We start from the raw sequence: 18,460 nt of genomic DNA on the forward strand, positions 1-18,460 counted from the left end.
TACGGAGGTGATCATGTGACTGCGGATAAGCATGAGAGCAATAATCATGTTGACGATCCGGCGCTGGATCCGTTTGAGATCGAGTTTTTGCCGCAATTTCGCGAAGGGCGCGGAAGCCGCGCTCCTTTTGTGAATCAGCATGGCATCGTGATCGGAGATCATGAATATGAGTCGCCAGACTCGCCGCTATCACAGTGGAGCGAGGATACCGATCCGGCTGTAATGGCGGGCGATGAATGGGTGCATCCGTTTAAAGATATAGGTTTTCTGACAGAAGAGAACCGGGATATTTTTGAGAAGGGACTCCCTCCGAAGGAAGGATTATTTGCGCATCCTGACAAAAATGCAGCATACGGCCTTGATGATCCGAGCGGTTCTTCCGATTCAACATGAAAAAGAACAACCGGAGTGTACGCGCTCCGGTTGCTTTATTTTAACTACGGACGGTATAATAGTAGCTAAAATAAAGTAATTAAAGGAGTGTGTTTCGATGTCGATGTCATTCGAACGATACATGTTAGATATGGTGCAGCCTATGCGGGACGATCTTACTCGCATCGGTATTCAGGAGCTGCGCACACCTGAAGAAGTAGAAGAAAAATTGCCAAACGCAAAGGGTACGGCGCTTGTCGTTATCAACTCGGTTTGCGGCTGTGCAGCAGGCCAATGCCGTCCAGGCGTTGCCGAGGCGCTTCAGCATGATATTACTCCTGATCATCTGTTTACTGTATTTGCAGGACAGGATAAAGAAGCGACTGCTAAGGCTCGCGAATATTTTGCTCCTTACCCGCCATCCTCCCCTTCCATCGCTTTGTTGAAGGATGGAGAGCTAGTCCACTTTATCGAGCGCCACCAGATTGAAAATCGTTCCGCAGCGGACATTGCAGCCGATCTGTCAGACGCTTTCGATCGGTTTTGCCGCTAAGTAGGACGGTAACGATGAGTTTACAACAAGAAATTATTGATAGACTTGGCGTTAAGCCAAGCATCGATCCAGAGGCTGAGGTTCGCAAACGGGTCGATTTCTTGAAGGAATATGTAAAGCAATCAGGTACGACGGGACTTCTCATCGCTATTAGCGGCGGGATTGACAGCGCAGTCGCAACTGGCTTATGCAAGCGTGCAACGGATGAGCTCAGCGCGGAATCCGGCCGCGAATATATGACGCTTGGCGTTTTCCAGCCTTACGGCGAGCAATCGGATATTGCCGACAGCTACGCGGTAGCAGAAGCGTTCCAGCTCAAGCATCGCGCCGAGACGAATATCGCGGAAGCGGTGGACGAAATTGCGATCGAAGTGGAGCATAGCTTCAAGTCGCTTGGCATCCCTCGCCATTTGAGCCGCGGCGGCAAAGGCAATGTGAAGGCAAGAACGCGCATGGTCGTACAGTACGCGCTTGCTTTTGATTTGAATCTGCTTGTCGTTGGTACCGATCACGCGTCCGAGGCGATTACCGGCTTCTATACGAAGTGGGGCGACGGAGCAGTGGATGTTACTCCGCTTAGCACGCTCAACAAACGTCAGGTTCGCCAGTTGGCCTCCCATATCGGCGTTCCGCAAAGCGTGCTGGACAAAGCGCCAACCGCAGGCTTATGGGATGGGCAAACCGATGAGGGTGAGCTGGGCATTACCTATGGCGACAATAGCGATTATCTTGAAGGCAAGGATATTAGCGCCGAAGCTCGCGAGAAGCTTGAAAAACAATATTTGAAAACCGAGCACAAGCGCTCCCCGATTCCGGGTATTTAACCTTTAAGCTGATTTTGTTCTTGATTTCGTTACGAGACTGTCCCGTTGGACCGAGCAATCGGCTTGGGACAGTCTTTTCTTTATACGCAGCATCAGCTCGTTTTTGCAAATCAAATAAGAAGGTGTGCATGAATTGAAAGCGAGAATACCGTACTTCATTGCCGTTATGGTCACGATGATACTTGGCTTGAGCTCTAGGCGATTTGCTGAAGCATTGCCTGTTTTTGCTGCGGAGCATGCGGGCGATGCGCTTTGGGCGAGCATGATCTATTTTGGCGTTCGAGTGGTGTGGGTGCAAAAGAGTCTGCTATGGGCTGCGCTAATTAGCCTTTTATTTTGTTTTGGCATCGAATTTAGCCAGCTTTATCAGGCGCATTGGATTCAATCGATCCGCAGCACTTTTATCGGAGCATTGGTGCTCGGGCGCGGGTTTTTGGGGGTTGACTTGGCGAGGTACAGCGCTGGAATTATCTTATCGCTGTTGATTGATGGGTATTTCAGCAAACGCAGCATGATGAAATGATGAAGCAGCAGACGAGAAAGCGAGATGACTTGCTTCCTCGTTTGTTTTTATTATTATTTTCTATACCATGCCAGAAACGCCTCGGCAACCGCAGTGCCAGCAGCGCCGTTCGGATGAGGATCGTCATAAGGACTCATAAATTCGGGCCGGAGCAGCTGGTCATTAGGCACGGCTTGTCCAAGTACGGCAGCGATGTCGAATATGCCGGACACAGCCTCAGCGCCAGTTGCAGCTATCATTATTTCGGAAGGATGACAATGAAGCGCTTTCCGATACAATTGAAATTATAATATGATAGAAAGAAAATCTGGTAAAACCAAGGAGACTAGTGAAATGACCTTCACAGCTAGACAAATCGAGATCATACGGAAAGTTGCGATAAAAGCCCATAGCCAGCCACTCCTAAGCAGCGGATTATGGTTTCATCACGATATACGCGATAATTTCTATTATGCCTCGTATTTATTCGCGGCCGCAGTCAGTATTCCAGAGCAGCTGCCATTTGAGTCGAATGCCGCTAAACTTACGGCAGAACGTATTCTGCTAGAGGTGCTTCGTCTTCAAGATCAGAACCCTGAAAGCGCTACCTACGGGCATTGGCCGTTAAAATTAGGTCAGGAGCCGCAGCTTGCAAAGCCGAATGTATTGCCTGTGGAGCTCATGGGGAGCCTGATGGCCTTCTTCACGGATCGATATCGCCTACTTTTTACCGAGAGTCTTGCGTTTGCTTTTGAATCGGCGCTCGTTCACATTTACCGAAGCGGCTTCTACCTGCGAAAAAATGTATTCGGCCATCACGATGCCAAATATACAGCGGCCAAGCTGATCTTCGGTCAATTATACGAGGATGCTGAGCTGCTAGAGGACGGGCGCAGCAATCTCCAGCTTACTTTAGCCCATGTTCGCAAGCATGGAATGTCCGAGTACGGGAGTCTGCCGTGGTTTTGGCATTGGGTGCAGGCCTTCACATGTGCATGGCAGCAAATCAACGATCCGGCGATCAAAAAAGAGCTCGGCGACATGCTCGACTATCTCTGGAGCGAGAGAGCGGCGTTTTATCTGAAGGGAGCCTGGGTTGGCGCCCATTGCCGCGGCCAAAAGCATGATATTCCGCTTGATGGCAATGTGCTCCACGACTATGTGCAATTCGGCGATTTTGAGCTGCCTGCGGAAATGCCTCGGACGGAGTATGCCGGGTTTCTATATTACGAGGCTCCTGAGTCGGCCCGTCAAATAGCGCTTAATCGCAGCGAGCCTGTCGAGGTGAAGAAAGTGATCACGAAGCTTACCGATGAGGGCTCGAAACAGCTTCGCAGCTATGCTTACATTACCTCGGACTTTGCAGCCGGGGGAATGTGGGAGCGGCATGGGGAGTTCGACAACGAGCAGCATCGCTGGGATATTACGTTTCCACTGCTGGATCAGCTTTGCGGCGTGAACCAAGCTTACTTCTTCCATCCGGCAGAGACATATGCGAGTGGTGATCCAAGGCATCAAACCGAGCATATGGAAGTGTTATTTCACAGAAACACGATCGCCGCACTCTATCCGCTTCCAGCAGGCGTGGCGCATCAAATTGTCGGTGTATTGCCGAATGCGGATTGGCTGCAGGAGCAAGGCGTTCTGCTCGGTCAGATGAAAAATGTATATTTGGCCGTCTATTTGATGCAGCCTTATGAGGTTGAGCGGTTGACTGATCGTTATATTGTAACAAGCGAAGGAAGCCGAAACGGTGTCATTCTTGAAGCAATCCGTGTACAGGAGGCGCAGCAAAGGGGTCTCAACAGCTTTGAGACATTTGCGGATGAAGCAAGGCTCCGTGCCCCTGCTTGGTCGGCCGATGATAAGCTGAGCGTCCGATATGCGTCCTTTGATGGAAGCGTGCTTCAGCTAAGCGTTGACGATTACGGCGGAACTGAGAAAAGGGTTAATGAGACTCCGATTGATTTTTCCGAATACACGCTCTAACTAGACGTTCATTTCACATATCGTTCACAGCTCAATAGCTCTTAAGAGTCATGTGCTGCATGCCCCCCCATTGATACAATTTGGTCAGTTAATCCAAGTCGATGGGGGTTTTTGAGTATGACATTTCGGAAAAAAATGGTAGGGGCAGCGCTGGCTGCCGTAATGACATTAAGCGCGGCAGCACCAGTATTCGCTCATGATGGATGGTCACAGACAAGCGCACCGATCGTAGCGCAGGGCCAGGTATCTTACGTTGAGCTTATGTATGGCAATCACTCTAACGAGCACAAAAGCTACCGGCTCGAAGGACAGTGGGGCAGCGCCTCTAAAGTTTACGTTACTACGCCTGCAGGCGTGAAATCCGACATTTCGGGAACACGCTTCTACACGGGCGAGCCGGCAACCGAAACGACGCCAGCACTTAATAATTACTTTGTAGCAACGTTCAAATCAAACATACCGGGTGCTTACATCATCTCTACAGAAGGGGACAGCGTCTTCAAGGGCAAAGAGACTGCAAGCCGTACATTGCGCAGCGCAAAATCGTTTGTAGCGGTTGGTGATATTCCCGTGCTGGAACGCGTCAAGGCGCTTAAAGGCTTCACGAAGCAAGTAAGTCCTGATCGCGCAGAGCTTGTCCCGGCGTTTAATCCTGCTGCTATAACGCCAGGCGAGAAGGTGTCGATCCAGTTGCTTCTAAAGGGTGAGCCGCTGGCAGATACTGCTGTAGATATCATTCGCCGCAGCAATTCGGAAGCATCCGAACTGAAAACCGATGCGAATGGACTGGTTTCGTTCACGACTGGCGCTGCTGATTATTATTTGGTTCGCGCTAAGCCAAGCACAAAGGAAGTTAAGGAAGGTGAATACAGCGCAACTAATTATGAAGCGACCATGACATTTACGGTTCAAAATAAATCGGCAAAGCTTCCCGGCTCTGTAACGACTGCTAAGCCGCTTATTTATGTAAATGGAAATGTGACAGCGGTGAATAGCTTAACGATTGCGCAGGGAACGACAAAGGTAGATGCTTCCTTCATCAAACAATATGTTGACGCAGCCTACAAAGGCACCGGCTCCGCAACGCTTCGCGAAGCAGCAGAGGCGGCAGGCGCAGTTGTTGAATATTTCCCGGCAGTTGGCGGCATTCAAGCAGCTGTTGCGATCTACACGAAATAAGGTTGCTTATGAAAAAGCTAATAAATAGTATAGCTATACTTATTATGATGTGGGCATGCATGCCGAGCTTAGTCTCGGCGCATGCCTATATTGCGCAGTCGACCCCTTATCAGGATGCGGAGCTGACGGAGTCTCCGCCTGCCATTCGAATTACATTTACAGAGAAAATCGATCAGAAGCTAAGCAGCATAACGCTTCAACGAGAAGATAACGGTGCCTTGATCGCTGGCAAGCTAAGCGGTGAAGATGATTTTACGCTTATCTATACGATTCCGAAGCTGGAAAAAGGCGTTTATGAGGTCAGCTGGCAGGTGTTGTCGCTCGACTCCCATATGACTGATGGCTCCTTCGATTTCGCCATAGGGACTAAGATAGAGGCTGCCGTGCCGGATGACACCATATCGCTTGATGGTCATTCCGGCGGGAGCGCGGGAAGCGGCTCAGGAAGCGAAGCGAAACCAACCAGCAAGCCATCGGCATCGGCGAAGCCGTCGCAGACGAAGAAGCCGAGCGATACGAAATTGACGAGCGATGCGAAAATGCAGAACGATGCGACTAAGGCAGCGGCGACTCCGAAGCGTTCTATCGCTCCAGCGCCTTCAATGAGTGCTGCGCCAAGCTCGACTGCTGCTGTGGATAGCGGCAAGGAAACAGCAATTGAGACGGATTTAGGCGATGAAGCTGGAGATGGAGCTGGAGCTGGAGATGGAGCTTCTGGAAGTGCAAATGATGCTTCCGAAGAGATTGACGGTTCAGAGACCGCTGAATCGGTAGATGATGGCTCCGATATAACGGATAAGGCTGGCCCGTCGCAGCAAGCCGAATCGGATGAAGAAGCGAGCAATCATACAAGTCACGGCGAACATGGGGAGAGCAGCCATGCCGAGGAAGGCGAGCATGAGCATTCGGGCGGCCAGAAGCTTATGATCACGCTGCGCGTGCTTGATATTTTAACCGGCGTGATGCTGGCTGGCATGTTGTTTTTCCGAATTGTCATTTGGCGAGACGAGGGGAATGAGGCTCCGTTTGGTTTCTCGCTGCGGGCGGAGCGGCTGTTAATAGGACTGGCAGCAATGATCTGGATCATATCCGGCTTTAGCCGCCTTTCCATGTTAGCGGATCAGTTCGGCGGCGTTTCTATTTATGAGCTGGCTAACGGGACGATGATTGGCAAGGTTGCTGCGCTAAGACCTATACTTGCGCTATTTGTTCTGCTGCTTGCATTCGCACCCGCTCGAGAGCGGAAATGGGCTAATCCGCTCAAGTTTGCAGCTGCTGCAGCGTTAATCGTCACGTTTCCTTTGACTGGCCATGCGTACGCGGCATTGAAGGATGTCGCTATGGCGATAGCCTCCCACGCGGTTCATATGGGTGCCGCTGCGATTTGGTTTGGCGGACTCGCAGGCTTGTTTTCTTTAACCTTCAATCACGATGCCTTAGACCGCTTGAACAATGCGGCAGTTCGCTTCTCGCATTGGGCGCTGCCTAGTATGGCGCTTATCTTGCTTAGCGGCATATGGCTTACGGCAGCAAGGCTTTCAGCATGGGGGCAGCTATTGTCAACCGCTTATGGCAAGCTGATACTAGCCAAAGCCTTCTTCATGCTGCTCGTGTTAGTCATAGCTGCGCTTCATAAGCTCATATTCATGCCGCAAATTGCTAATAAGCCTAGAGCAGCACAAGGGCTGCTGCTTGGCATTCGAATGGAAGTGCTGCTCGCTGTCACTCTGTTCGTGCTGGCAGGCTGGTTATCCTCAACTTCGCCGCCTGCGGAGGGTGACGTGAAGAAGCTGTCCGAGCCGATTTATTGGCATGTGATGGGCGAGAAGGCACATATGAGCTTGCGTATTTCAGTTGATGACAAGACGGAGGAGCAAGCTGTCAGGCTTGATGTTTGGCTGCCTGAAGGACTCGGGGCACCTGTATCGGCCAGCGCTGACATTACGCTTGCTGTTGCTGATCCTGCTGCTGGAAATGTGGATAAGAAGTCAATTCCGCTTGAGCTGCAGCCTCTAGCAGCAGAACTTTTTGAGTTTCCGGGCTTTACCAAATACACATACCGGGCAACAGGTGTGTTCATCGACGGCAACGTGCAAAGCTTGATGACGGTAGACGTCAAAGACAAGCTGGGAAATAGCTTTCATTATGAACGTGCAATAGGCGGTCAGCAGGCAGAGGAATGATTAGGAGGGCAAAATGTTTTGCTGCTTGCCGCAAGGCTTGACTTCAACTTAAGCATCTGCTAATCTCACCATCAGGGAAAAGGCAGGTGTTAGCATGATCATCGGCATCGGACATGATTTATCGGATATTGCCCGAATAACTAAAGTATTGGAAGGGCCCACGCGAAAACGATTTTTAGAACGGGTGCTGTCCCCGGGTGAGCTGGCGCTGGCAGCGCATTATTCAGGCGAGCGTCTCCATCAATTTACGGCTGGGCGATTCGCCGCGAAGGAAGCGGTTGTGAAAGCCTTTGGCTGCGGAATCGGCAAGGTTATCGGGTTTACGGACATCGAAATATTGCGCGGAAGCTGCGGCAAGCCTGCGTGCAGCTTGTCTGAAGCGGCTTGGGAGCGGCTTGGCTTACGTCCTGAAGCTGTATGTATACATGTTACGATTACGCATGAGCGCAAGCTTGCTTCTGCTTTTGCTGTTGCAGAACGGATATAACGGTAACCTTTTGCCTATACTTGGAATGTAATATACCAAGTTAGCGAGTCGAGAGGGGTTGGCGGCAATGAAGGAGCAACGGCAGCGGAAGACAAAGCGTCGGTTTAAAACGGGACAATGGGTCGAATATGACGGCTTGTATTCGGACGATTGGGGCGGTGATCTGGTGCTGGTGCAGGGCGATCTATTTCCAACACACCCCCAAATGGGTGAAACCCATTGGACGTATGCCGGCCAATATGCTCTTCATCATATGAAATCTCCCAAAATGAACGGTCACCATATCGGCTATTAGCCCATAATGAAAAAGGATGCCTTGCGAATCGTATATCCGCTCCGGCATCCTTTTTTGCTATATAAATAGGAGTGAACAAGCCTTGCTATTATTTTTTTTCAGCTAACCAATCGGAAAGACCAGCAATTTCTTCGGCAGTCAGCGTATCCTTAAAAGAAGGCATTGAGCCGCCTTTTGAGCGGCCTCCCTGCTCGATTTGCTCTGCAATATCCGCTGCGCTCATACGTGAGCCGACCTTCTGAAGATTCGTAGCAGGGCCGACTCTGCCTTGCAGTCCTGTTCCGTGACAGCTGACGCAATTGGCTTTATAAACGGAAACGACCTCGTCCGGCCCATCTAGTGCACTGCTCTTTTGTGCTCCTCCATCTCCGCCACCGCAGCCTGCTAGAGCGAGCAGCAGCCCCGAGGCGGCAATAAATGTCGTCATTCGTTTAAAGTTCATATTTAGCGCTCCTGCTCCACTTTCAATATTTTGTAAATTTCGGGTTTGTTTTGGGTTTTTACGTGAATGCCATATGAATTTGTATCGTTAGTTCGTATAATAGAATAGGTAGTTTTGTGTTTATATCAATCGGTGATGTCTATTATTATATCGCAGTTTTACCTATAGGAGAATTTATGAAACCGACAATTGAAAGTATATTGCAAAATCAATTGAATAAAATCCAAGCTGAAGTCATCATGACCGCATATTCGGAGAACCTGCCAGGCTGGAAGGTCCAAAAAACAGAGCCCGATTTTTATCGGTTCTGTTATCCAGACAAGGGAAAAGCGTGGCTGGAAATCCAAAATGAGCGATATATTCTTGAGCCGGGAGCCCTTTATTTTTTGCCTGCCGGTACGGTACAATCATTCGGTACGGAAGGTGACGAGCCTTATGGCTGCTATTGGTGTCATTTTCGGTTAGAGCTTGGCGATATCGAATTTATTAATTCGATCCATTTGCCGCCGTTCGTTTATGTGCGGGACAGGCAGATGATGAATGAGCTCTTCTCCAAAATGTATACTTTTCAATATCACCCTACGATTACGAGAGAGCTGCGTTTAAAAGCGATTTTTCTAGAGATGTTTTCCTTCTATCTGGATGAAGGCCATATTCAGACACAAACGATCCAAGATCCTAACTTTGAGGTAAAATGGAATGAGGTGCTCGCTTATATCGAAGCGAATCTGCATGTGAATATTCAAATCGAGGATCTTGCGAAAGTCGCCTTCCTGCATCCCAATTATTTCATAACCTCCTTCAAAAACTTCATGGGCTGCTCGCCGATTCAGTATGTGACGAATCGCCGAATCGAGCTTGCGAAGCAGCTGCTGATGGAAACGGACTTTCCCGTGGCAACCATTGCCAAGAAGGTGGGTATGCAAAATCATTACTTATCAAGGCTGTTCAAAAGATATACGGGCCTTACGCCGATTCATTACCGCAAGATCGTCAAGCATAGCATTGGCAATCGTTTGGAAACCGCGGTTACATCCGAGGAGGACTACAGCTAGTGGAACAGGAAGCCATCAAATTGTTTTTTAGTACAGAATTGCTAACTTGGTATCGGCTTATTAAGCGCGATCTTCCTTGGCGGCTTAACCGGGACCCTTACCGGGTATGGGTATCGGAAATTATGCTTCAGCAGACGAGGGTGGACACGGTCATTCCGTTTTACAACAACTTCATGAGCAAGTTCCCGACCGTCAAAGCGCTTGCTGAAGCGCCGGAGACGGAGGTGCTCAAAAGCTGGGAGGGACTCGGCTATTACTCGCGCGCACGTAATTTGCAAGCAGGAGCCAAAGAAGTGGTAGCACGTTATGACGGCATTGTGCCGGATGACAAGGCCTCTGTTGGTGGACTGAAAGGCGTAGGTCCCTATACGAGCGGAGCAATTATGAGCATCGCGTTTAATCGTCCGGAACCTGCGGTTGATGGCAACGTCATGCGTGTACTCTCTCGTTATTTTTGTTTGGAGGAAGATATTGCCAAGCCATCTACGAGAGTTGGTATTGAGAAGCTGGCTGCTTCGCTAATTCCTGAAGGCGCGGCAGGTGATTTTAATCAAGCGCTGATGGAGCTTGGAGCACTCGTCTGTACGCCAAAATCGCCAAGCTGCTTGCCGTGTCCCGTGATGGAGCACTGCAGCGCTCGGCTTGCGGGCCGAGAGATGGAGCTGCCGATCAAGACGAAGGCGAAGCCGCCTCGTCCAGAGTTCCGAGCAGCGGCCATTATTTTAGGCAGCGGCGACAATGCGGGCAAAGTGCTTGTAAGACAGCGGCCAGCTTCGGGGCTGCTTGCCCAGATGTGGGAGCTGCCTCATTTGCTATTGTCGCCGGATAACGCAAAATGGCTGGCTGAGACTGCGCCGAAGGAGCAAAGCGAGCTTGCCGAGCTGATCAGCCGCATGCTGGAAGAAGAAACGGGATTGCTTATAAGGCCGCGCAGCTGGTTTATGGATGCTGATCATATTTTTAGCCATATCCACTGGAAAATGCGCTTTTACTTGGCTGATTTGGGTGAAGAGGCTGGCTCGGTCATGGGGTTGACCGCGGCTGCCGCAGCAGATGGCTCGAGTATTGCTGCTGAGCCTGCCGCATTATATGAGGCGGTGGGTGCTGTCGATGCACACCATTCGGCGGCTCAAAGCGAAGCTTCCGCTGGCATGCTGGATACGGAATCGAACCCTTATCGATGGATTGGCAAGGAAGATATGGAAACTTTGCCGTTTCCTAATTTGTTTTTGCGGATTTTAAAGCAATTTTGGGAATAAATGAAAGTATGAATCGGAGGAGAAGCGAATGAACGGGATGCTCGAGCTGCTGCTGCAGCACAAAATTGTAGCGATTTTGCGGGGAATAGAAGATCGGCATGCTGATGCTGCTGCGCAGGCTCTAATAGACGGCGGCATTCATATGATGGAAATTACGATGAATACGGAAGGCGCAGCAGCAATGATAGAGCGCTGGCGCAGCAAGTTCGACGGGCAGGCGGCAGTAGGGGCTGGGACGGTAACCGACGTTGCGCTTGCTGAGCAGGCTGTTGCTGCGGGAGCCCAGTTTCTTATTTCGCCCAATTTGGATGAGGACGTTATCGCATTCGGACGCGAGCGTGGACTCTCCGTATGGCCTGGCGTCATGACGCCGACGGAAATCGTCAAAGCATGGAAGGCAGGCGCCGATGCTGTGAAAATATTCCCAATGGGAACGCTTGGCATAGGGTATTTGCAGGAAATTCGCGGACCGCTGAATAACATACCTATGATTGCGACAGGCGGAGTTGATTTGCATAATATTGCCGATTACTTTAAAGCTGGAGCGAACGCCGTCGGAATGGGCAGCAAGCTTGTCAATCTGGAATGGGTTCGCGAAGGCAAATTCACGCAAGTAACGGAGCGGGCACGGCAATTTGTAGACGCTGTGCGGGCTTTGTAAAGGAAAGGGGATATCCTATGAACGCCATCTTGTGGCTGCTGGGAAGCTTGCTCATTATCGTTGTATTGCTAGCCGCGCTCGTCTGGCAAATGGGAGTTCGCAGCCAGAATCCGCGCAAGCTTTCGAATGCGGACGAACCTGATGTGGACACGCAGTGGCAATCCTTATCCTTCATGAACAATGGATCTAAGCTCGAAGGCTGGCTGCTTCATCCAGCCGCGGCTGCCGGTTCGAAGAATGGACAAAACCCTCTTATCGTAATCGCGCATGGGTGGGGCTCCAATCGGACGAGAGTGCTGCGTTATACGCGTCCTCTCTATGAAGCGGGCTTCGCTGTATTTATGTACGATGCGAGAAGTCACGGCAACAGCGATTCGATTTCTGCGCCCTCCGCGCTTATGTTTCGCGATGATGTAAGGGCTGCGATCGAAACTGCTAAGCAGCTCCCAGGAATCGATCCGGATCGGATTGCGGTGCTGGGGCATTCGCTTGGGGGCTTCGGAGCGCTGCTTGCGCTTGATCAAGGGATACAGGTGTGTGCAGTTGTGACAGACTCGATGCCCGTTCGATTCGAGACGATGATGAAATCAGAGCTGAGACGCAAAAAATTGCCGCTCTTCCCGCTTGCTTATCTTATACCGATGATTTGGCTCATTCGCGCACGCATCTCGCGGGCGGATTTCAGAGAGGCCAGCATTCCATTGGTGCTATCGAAGCATGCGGGCAGCTCGGAGGAAGGCCGCACGCCGGTCATGATGATTCACTCGAATGGCGATGATTTTATTAGTGCGGAGGATCTGCGAGAGCTGAAGAAGCAATTGCCTAAGGGAATGATTGATACGTTGTTCGTATCAACGAAGGGACACAGCACATCGGAACAGGAGCCTGCATTTTGGGAGAAGGTAATCCCTTTTTTACAGGAAACGGTCATGAATACTCCAAAAAAGGAAGCCTGCGGCACGGGGCTGCAGGCTACAAGAGAGAATATATAATAAAGGGGGGTCATGAATTCATTATATAAGCATAAGATGAAACCAAGATGAGAGAAATATTACAGTTTGATTACATAGCTAAAAGGCGAAACGGCTGCAGTTAAAAATAATGCTTGTGAAGGAAAGCGGCGAATTCCGGTGCTATTTGCTTCACAAGCCGTTCAGGAGGTACGAATGCATAGAGTAGCTTCCAAGTTGCTGGTGGTAGTTTTCATCATAATAGCTGCATTCTATCTTGACTTCGAGCTGGATCTATTTCCTGCCGCAGCCGAGTCGGAGGAGGTCGCCGCCGTGGATAATTCGAATAAGCTGGAGGGCTTGGAGCGAGAAATCGCTAAGCAGTTTCAAGCTCGGGCCGAGCATTTTTCGGTAACGTACACGGGGGACAAGCAGGAACTATCGGGCAAGCTGACGGATGTCATTCGCGCAGCCCTTAGTCATGATGACTATTCGGCTTACATACTTGAATCCTATATCTATACCATTCGAAGCTGGGGCACTAAATCGACGATCGCCCTCGAAGCCAGATACCGGGAGACGCCAGAGCAAACAGCTGTCGTTGACCGCGAAGTAGCGAAGGCGCTCCAAGAGATCATTGATCCGGGTATGAACGAGCATGAGAAAATAAAAGTGATTCACGATTGGATCGTTAGTCATGTCGAGTATGATCAGTCCTTGAAGCATTACACGGCTTATAATGCGATAACGCTAGGCGAGACAGTATGCCAGGGCTATTCATTGCTCGGCTACAAGATGCTGAAGGAAGCGGGAATTACGGTATTAATTGCCGAAGGCACTGTCAACACGGGCGAGCATGCATGGAATATGGTACAGCTGGACGGAGCTTGGTATCATCTTGATTTAACATGGGATGATCCAGTTGGTGTAACGGCTGCTGGCAAGAGCGCTTCAACGGATGCTTCCAAGGCGAACAAAAGTACAATCCGCTACAATTATTATTTGAAGACGGACGCGGAGCTTCGCGCAGACCATCAATGGACCAAAACTTATCCTGCCGCAACCGTAACTTACGCAGATACGATTCGTGAGCTGGAGCAGCAGGGACAGGCGGCAGAACGGAGTCGATTCACCAAGCTGAAGCTGGAGCTGGGCCTGCACTGGCTTGAGCCTGAGTTTACGGTATCGAGCTCGAAGCAGCTTAACCAGGTTATTCAATCGGCGCTTGATTCCCGTACAGCGAGCTTAGAGTTCAGATATGAGGATGGCGCTCAATTTCCCGCAGCACTTAAGGCGGCCTTCGAGAGCGTAAAGGTGGCAGTCGGCTACCGGGCAAGCTATGAGCCGTATGCCGGCAACGACTCGCTTATCGTCCGCATACAGCTGGAGTACGCACGCTAGCAACAAAGTCGGAGCCAAGGATGGAAGAGGTGCAGAGATGCGCCTCTTTTTGTTAGATTGGAGATTCTTGCGTAAAGAGGTTTCTAACGTGGCAAGCTTCATGGAGAAATAGCCTCAGTTGCCCAGTTTGCGGGTTGAGCGCCTGTAATAGGTCTACTTTCTAGACTTAATTCTGTGAATGGAGCCAGTTTGAGAAGAATAAATCTAATTTCTAGATCTAAATTCGCTAACTGAGCGTCCAGCTGCCCGTCTGTCCGGTTGCGTGCAAATAAAAGAGCTGTCTTTTAAGGTCGATAACCTTTTGAGACAGCTCATTTTTAGATCACTTTTTCATTCTATAGCTGGGTTTCGGCTTGCATGATTTTCACGAAGCAAGCTTGTAGTATGAGGTAAGTTTATTGCTCATTTTTGCGCGCCGATGTCATTTGCTGCCATACGGAGCCAGCTGCTTCCTCGCCGCGCTCGATCCGCTCAAGCGCCATTTGGGCTTGGAGTTGGATCTCAAATTCGCTGTCCTTTGCAGCCTCGCGGAGCGCCTCTACCGCTGACTCGTCGCCAGCCTCGTATAGAAAGCGTGCCGCGCGCCAGCGGACAAGCTTGTTCTTGTCACGAAGCGATTCGATCATCGGGCCTATGGCAGCCGGATCGCCGAGATCGGATAACGTATCGCCGGCTGTCCGTCTAACGGAGGTCGAGGAATCGTGCAGCGCGATAAATAAATAAGGCAGCGCTTCAGGCGCCCGCAAATCCCCTAGATAGATGACCGCCAGTCTGCGAATCGAAGTATTCTCATCCTTTATCGCCGCTGCAAGCAGAGGCAAGCCCTCGATGGATGAGACGTAACGATTAAGTGAGGCATAGCGCACCTGCCAATCCGGAGAGGCAAACTGCGCCTGCGCTTCTTCTAGCGTAAGCGGAGCCGGCCTTACAACCGCAGCAGCGGCTTCTTCCGCCCCGCCTGAATTTCCAAGTTCGATGGCAGCTTGTACGAGTGCTTCTAATCGTTCTGCCGTATACGAGGCTTCCAGCTCGCGTACGATCTCGGCTGCAATTTCCTCCGGCTCCCCGTAACGTACGCCAAATTCCTCCAGCTTGCGCTCGCGAATCATGCCCGAGCCGGCAGCGACGCCAACCGCTTCAGCGAACTGCGGGGGCAGTGCCGACCGAACTTCACTATCCCCCATGCGCACACGTACCTGCATCGGAATTCCACGATACATTTGAACGAGCACCTGCGCTTCTCCATAGCTTGCAGATGGTCCGCTCTTGCCGTCAGCCTGACCTCCATCAGCTTCATCCTTCTGCAGCAATTGGCCTGCCGCAGCCAATATGGACGCCCAATCCGCTCCTGGCTTCCGGTCAAGCGCAATAAAGTCTGCGGTACGGAACAGGCTTCGCACGCCTTTGATTTGCAGAAGCTGCTGCAGCAGCTCGGGAGCATCGCTTGCTTCGCTGGCCTTAAAGGTAAGCCTGCGCCCTCGCGGAAGCATTTCATCGACATTCAGCTTCATGGAATTGGGGCTCGGCGTCGGTTCTATTGAAATTAGTTTCATAAGGAAACCTCCTGGAAATGATGATGTGATTGTTGTTTTAGCTGATTTACAGTAACAAATGATGCGTCGAAAGCGTAGTCTTATGTGTAAAACCTATATAAAGTAGTTTAACTGATTTCATGTTAGGATGCTAACAGCGAAGCGTTTGGATGCCATCATTCGTATTTTGGCTGATAAGGCGACCAATGCGAGACAGGCAGGCTGTTTACGTATAAAAAATATTTAACCTATTTGCATTAGGAGCTGTCAGCTTGGTATCTTATTTAAACAACAGATATTTGCGAGGGAGGGATGGACGGTTGAGGTTAAAACGATTTGCTAACATAGATCCTATTGAGCAGCATACGTCTTTGAAGCAATTCAAAAGATGGCGTCAGGAACGCATTCGCAGACTGAGAATGAAGGATTATTCATTCACCGTTCCGAATGTTGAACCTGACATCGCATACTTGGAGGATAACAGAAAATGGCCTTCCATAACTTGGGTTGGTCATTCGACTTTTTTCATTCAGCTGGGCGGATTGAACATTATTACGGACCCCGTATGGTCGACCCAGATGGCATTTCAAAAGAGACTTTCGCCGCCGGGGATCAAAGTAGAGGACGTTCCGCCGGTAGATGTCGTACTTATTTCACATTCCCATTATGATCATTTAAATATAAATTCGCTGCGCAGGCTTATCGGCACTAGGCAATTGCTGGTGCCTGCCGGGCTTGGCACGAAGCTGCGTAAAAAAGGCTTTATTCGAATCAAGGAGCTGCATTGGTGGGAATCGGTAATAATCAACGGTGTGAAGTTCACGTTCGTGCCTTCTCAGCATTCGACGCGCCGGAATCCATGGGATACGAACAGCTCGCATTGGGGCGGCTTCGTTATCGAGCGTACGGCATCGCGAAGCGGGAAGCTTGTCAGTCACGCTGGCGTCAAAAAGTCACGAAGCAGTTCCGATGAAGGAGATGCTCGAGCGCAAATTGCTAGTGCGGGGGAGCCTGCTGCGGCATGGGAAAAACCATTTTTCAGTGAGCATTCCAAAGTTGACCGGCCTGTCGTATCGGAGGCGCCGACTATATATTTTGCAGGAGACAGCGGATACTTTCATGGCTTCAAGGAGATCGGCCGCCGTTTTCCAATCGACGTTGCGCTTCTCCCCATCGGTGCTTACGAGCCGGAATGGTTCATGGGGCCTCAGCATATTACGCCTGAGCAGGCGTTACAAGCTTTTGAGGATTTGGAAGCCAAATGGTTTGTGCCGATGCATTACGGTGCCTTCAAGCTGGCTGATGATACGCCGCGTGAAGCGCTGGATCGGCTGGAGGCCGAGCGCAGAAAACGATGCCTCGATGATGAACGTATTCTAATCCTGCCGCATGGCGAAACGTGGCGCCTCTGTCGGCAAATGACTAACGAGTACAAGAGTGTGCCAAATGCGGACAGTGACGGCGGAAAGTGAAAGCTGTATACTGAGCTAGTAAACTTTCAGAAATTGTCGTAGCAAGGTTTGCTTCCGCAAACCTAAGCTTAATCTTACGAAGTGAGGTTTGCTTCCGCAAACCTAAGCTTAATCTTACGAAGTAAGGTTTGCTTCCGCAAACCTAATAGGAGGAGCAATACATGAGTCACACAAACATACGTCTTGGTGTTATTGGCGCGGGTGCGATCGGGAGCGTCCACATGGAGACGTTTAATAAGGTAGATGGGATCGACGTCTTCGCTGTTACGGACGTTTATCTGCCGCTTGCCGAGCAGCGCGCTGCGGAGCATGGCATTCAGCTTGTACACGCAAGCCCGCAATCACTGCTTGAGGATCCAATGATCGACGCGGTTGTCATCGGCGTACCGAATCAATTCCATGCAGGGCTTGCTATAGAGGCGCTGAAGCAAGGCAAGCATGTGCTGCTGGAGAAGCCGATGGCTATCGATTCCAAAGCGGCTCGCTCCATTGTTGAGGAAGCCAAGAAATCCGGCAAAATATTAATGATGTCGCATCAAATGCGTTGGAGCGGGCTAAGCCGCGCTCTTAAGCAGCGCATTGACAATGGTGATGTCGGTCCTATTTACAATGCGAAGGCTGGCTGGTTCCGGAAAAAAGGCATTCCCGGCTGGGGCTCGTGGTTCACTCGCAAAGACCAAGCCGGCGGCGGCCCGCTTATCGATATCGGCGTTCACATGCTGGACCTGTCACTTTATTTGATGGGCAATCCGAAGCCGATTTCGGTATATGGCTCTACCTATGCGGAATTCGGACCGAAGCGTCAAGGCACAGGAACGTGGGGGACGCCGAATTGGGACGGGTATTACGATGTTGAGGATCTTGCTTCGGCGCTCATCAAGCTCGATAACGGGGCAACCTTATCACTTGAGGTGAGCTGGGCGGCACATTCCGCCTTTCTGCCGGAGGACCCGTTTATTCATCTGATGGGAACGCAGGGCGGTGTAGCGATCATTGGGAATAACGGAAAGTATGTCACGCATACGGACAATGAAGTCGTTGAGAGCGATATTGCTCCGCTTGAGGGCGAAGAGGACCGCATGCTGATGAGTCGTCATTTTGTGGAATGCATTCGTGAAGGCAAGGAGCCGATTACATCCGCGCTGTCTGGCTATACGAACAACCGCATTCTCGACGCCATTTACGAGTCATCCCGCACGGGCAATGAAGTTAAGCTGAACTGGGATTAATGGTTTAAAGTGCAAGCGCGAAAAAAATAAAATAGAGTAATGCCTCCTCTTATGAAATGACATGATGCTGGTCAC

Annotated in this window: 19 protein-coding genes; 16 read left to right on the plus strand and 3 right to left on the minus strand. The window is 50.6% G+C overall.

What is annotated here, in order from left to right; genetic code table 11:
* Window positions 1–15: 15 nt before the first annotated feature.
* The 4 genes from AC2TDN_RS01065 (at window position 16) to AC2TDN_RS01080 (ending at window position 2,272) form a co-directional block, all read left to right on the plus strand.
* A complete protein-coding gene (locus tag AC2TDN_RS01065) occupies window positions 16–393 on the plus strand; it encodes a DUF3905 domain-containing protein (RefSeq protein WP_484686744.1) in 378 nt (125 codons plus the stop codon).
* Window positions 394–490: 97 nt separating this feature from the next.
* A complete protein-coding gene (locus AC2TDN_RS01070; RefSeq protein WP_482065121.1) occupies window positions 491–925 on the plus strand; it encodes a BrxA/BrxB family bacilliredoxin in 435 nt (144 codons plus the stop codon).
* 14 nt (window positions 926–939) lie between these two features.
* A complete protein-coding gene (nadE, locus tag AC2TDN_RS01075; protein ID WP_482065120.1) occupies window positions 940–1,749 on the plus strand; it encodes an ammonia-dependent NAD(+) synthetase in 810 nt (269 codons plus the stop codon).
* Between the two features lie 124 nt (window positions 1,750–1,873).
* Window positions 1,874–2,272 carry a ribosomal maturation YjgA family protein gene (locus AC2TDN_RS01080; RefSeq protein WP_482065119.1) on the plus strand — a complete coding sequence of 133 codons (399 nt, stop codon included), beginning with the start codon at window positions 1,874–1,876 and terminating at the stop codon, window positions 2,270–2,272.
* 53 nt (window positions 2,273–2,325) lie between these two features.
* Here the strand turns inward: AC2TDN_RS01080 and AC2TDN_RS01085 are convergent, their stop codons facing one another.
* A complete protein-coding gene (locus AC2TDN_RS01085) occupies window positions 2,326–2,484 on the minus strand; it encodes a hypothetical protein (RefSeq protein ID WP_482065118.1) in 159 nt (52 codons plus the stop codon).
* A gap of 121 nt (window positions 2,485–2,605) precedes the next feature.
* Between AC2TDN_RS01085 and AC2TDN_RS01090 the strand changes: the two genes are divergently transcribed.
* From AC2TDN_RS01090 to AC2TDN_RS01110, 5 genes are all read left to right on the plus strand, one after another.
* Window positions 2,606–4,240, plus strand: a complete 1,635-nt coding sequence (locus tag AC2TDN_RS01090; RefSeq protein ID WP_482065117.1) for a hypothetical protein — start codon at window positions 2,606–2,608, stop codon at window positions 4,238–4,240.
* A gap of 117 nt (window positions 4,241–4,357) precedes the next feature.
* The gene (locus AC2TDN_RS01095) at window positions 4,358–5,419 is read left to right on the plus strand and encodes a DUF4198 domain-containing protein (RefSeq protein ID WP_482065116.1); all 1,062 of its coding nucleotides are present in this window, start codon (window positions 4,358–4,360) and stop codon (window positions 5,417–5,419) included.
* A 59-nt stretch (window positions 5,420–5,478) separates the two neighbouring features.
* The gene (locus AC2TDN_RS01100; protein ID WP_482065115.1) at window positions 5,479–7,602 is read left to right on the plus strand and encodes a copper resistance CopC/CopD family protein; all 2,124 of its coding nucleotides are present in this window, start codon (window positions 5,479–5,481) and stop codon (window positions 7,600–7,602) included.
* Between the two features lie 94 nt (window positions 7,603–7,696).
* The gene (acpS, locus tag AC2TDN_RS01105; protein ID WP_482065114.1) at window positions 7,697–8,089 is read left to right on the plus strand and encodes a holo-ACP synthase; all 393 of its coding nucleotides are present in this window, start codon (window positions 7,697–7,699) and stop codon (window positions 8,087–8,089) included.
* Window positions 8,090–8,156: 67 nt separating this feature from the next.
* Window positions 8,157–8,384 carry a hypothetical protein gene (locus AC2TDN_RS01110; protein ID WP_482065113.1) on the plus strand — a complete coding sequence of 76 codons (228 nt, stop codon included), beginning with the start codon at window positions 8,157–8,159 and terminating at the stop codon, window positions 8,382–8,384.
* A gap of 88 nt (window positions 8,385–8,472) precedes the next feature.
* Here the strand turns inward: AC2TDN_RS01110 and AC2TDN_RS01115 are convergent, their stop codons facing one another.
* Window positions 8,473–8,826 (minus strand): c-type cytochrome, encoded by a 354-nt coding sequence (locus AC2TDN_RS01115; RefSeq protein WP_482065112.1) that lies wholly within the window; start codon window positions 8,824–8,826, stop codon window positions 8,473–8,475.
* A 176-nt stretch (window positions 8,827–9,002) separates the two neighbouring features.
* Between AC2TDN_RS01115 and AC2TDN_RS01120 the strand changes: the two genes are divergently transcribed.
* The 5 genes from AC2TDN_RS01120 to AC2TDN_RS01140 all read left to right on the plus strand — a co-directional run bounded on the left by AC2TDN_RS01120 (window position 9,003) and on the right by AC2TDN_RS01140 (window position 14,152).
* Complete coding sequence (locus AC2TDN_RS01120) at window positions 9,003–9,881, plus strand: AraC family transcriptional regulator (RefSeq protein WP_482065111.1); 879 nt, start codon at window positions 9,003–9,005, stop codon at window positions 9,879–9,881.
* Window positions 9,881–11,140, plus strand: a complete 1,260-nt coding sequence (mutY, locus tag AC2TDN_RS01125) for an A/G-specific adenine glycosylase (RefSeq protein ID WP_482065110.1) — start codon at window positions 9,881–9,883, stop codon at window positions 11,138–11,140. Before AC2TDN_RS01120 ends, mutY begins: the two co-directional genes overlap by 1 nt.
* 28 nt (window positions 11,141–11,168) lie before the next feature.
* Window positions 11,169–11,801 (plus strand): bifunctional 4-hydroxy-2-oxoglutarate aldolase/2-dehydro-3-deoxy-phosphogluconate aldolase, encoded by a 633-nt coding sequence (locus AC2TDN_RS01130; protein WP_482065109.1) that lies wholly within the window; start codon window positions 11,169–11,171, stop codon window positions 11,799–11,801.
* A 17-nt stretch (window positions 11,802–11,818) separates the two neighbouring features.
* Entirely contained in the window at window positions 11,819–12,793 is a 975-nt protein-coding gene (locus AC2TDN_RS01135; RefSeq protein WP_482065108.1) for an alpha/beta hydrolase, read from the plus strand.
* A gap of 174 nt (window positions 12,794–12,967) precedes the next feature.
* Window positions 12,968–14,152: a transglutaminase domain-containing protein gene (locus AC2TDN_RS01140; RefSeq protein WP_484686745.1), complete on the plus strand. Its 1,185-nt coding sequence runs from the start codon at window positions 12,968–12,970 to the stop codon at window positions 14,150–14,152.
* 395 nt (window positions 14,153–14,547) lie between these two features.
* Here AC2TDN_RS01140 and AC2TDN_RS01145 read toward each other — a convergent pair whose 3' ends face one another.
* On the minus strand, window positions 14,548–15,705 hold the full coding sequence (locus AC2TDN_RS01145; protein ID WP_484686746.1) for a virulence factor: 1,158 nt from the start codon (window positions 15,703–15,705) through the stop codon (window positions 14,548–14,550).
* A 299-nt stretch (window positions 15,706–16,004) separates the two neighbouring features.
* Here AC2TDN_RS01145 and AC2TDN_RS01150 point away from each other — a divergent pair, with 299 nt between their 5' ends.
* On the plus strand, window positions 16,005–17,156 hold the full coding sequence (locus tag AC2TDN_RS01150) for an MBL fold metallo-hydrolase (RefSeq protein WP_484686747.1): 1,152 nt from the start codon (window positions 16,005–16,007) through the stop codon (window positions 17,154–17,156).
* A gap of 161 nt (window positions 17,157–17,317) precedes the next feature.
* Window positions 17,318–18,385 carry a Gfo/Idh/MocA family protein gene (locus AC2TDN_RS01155; protein WP_484686748.1) on the plus strand — a complete coding sequence of 356 codons (1,068 nt, stop codon included), beginning with the start codon at window positions 17,318–17,320 and terminating at the stop codon, window positions 18,383–18,385.
* Window positions 18,386–18,460: the final 75 nt, after the last annotated feature.

The sequence above is a fragment of the Paenibacillus sp. Y660 genome (genome assembly GCF_057221575.1).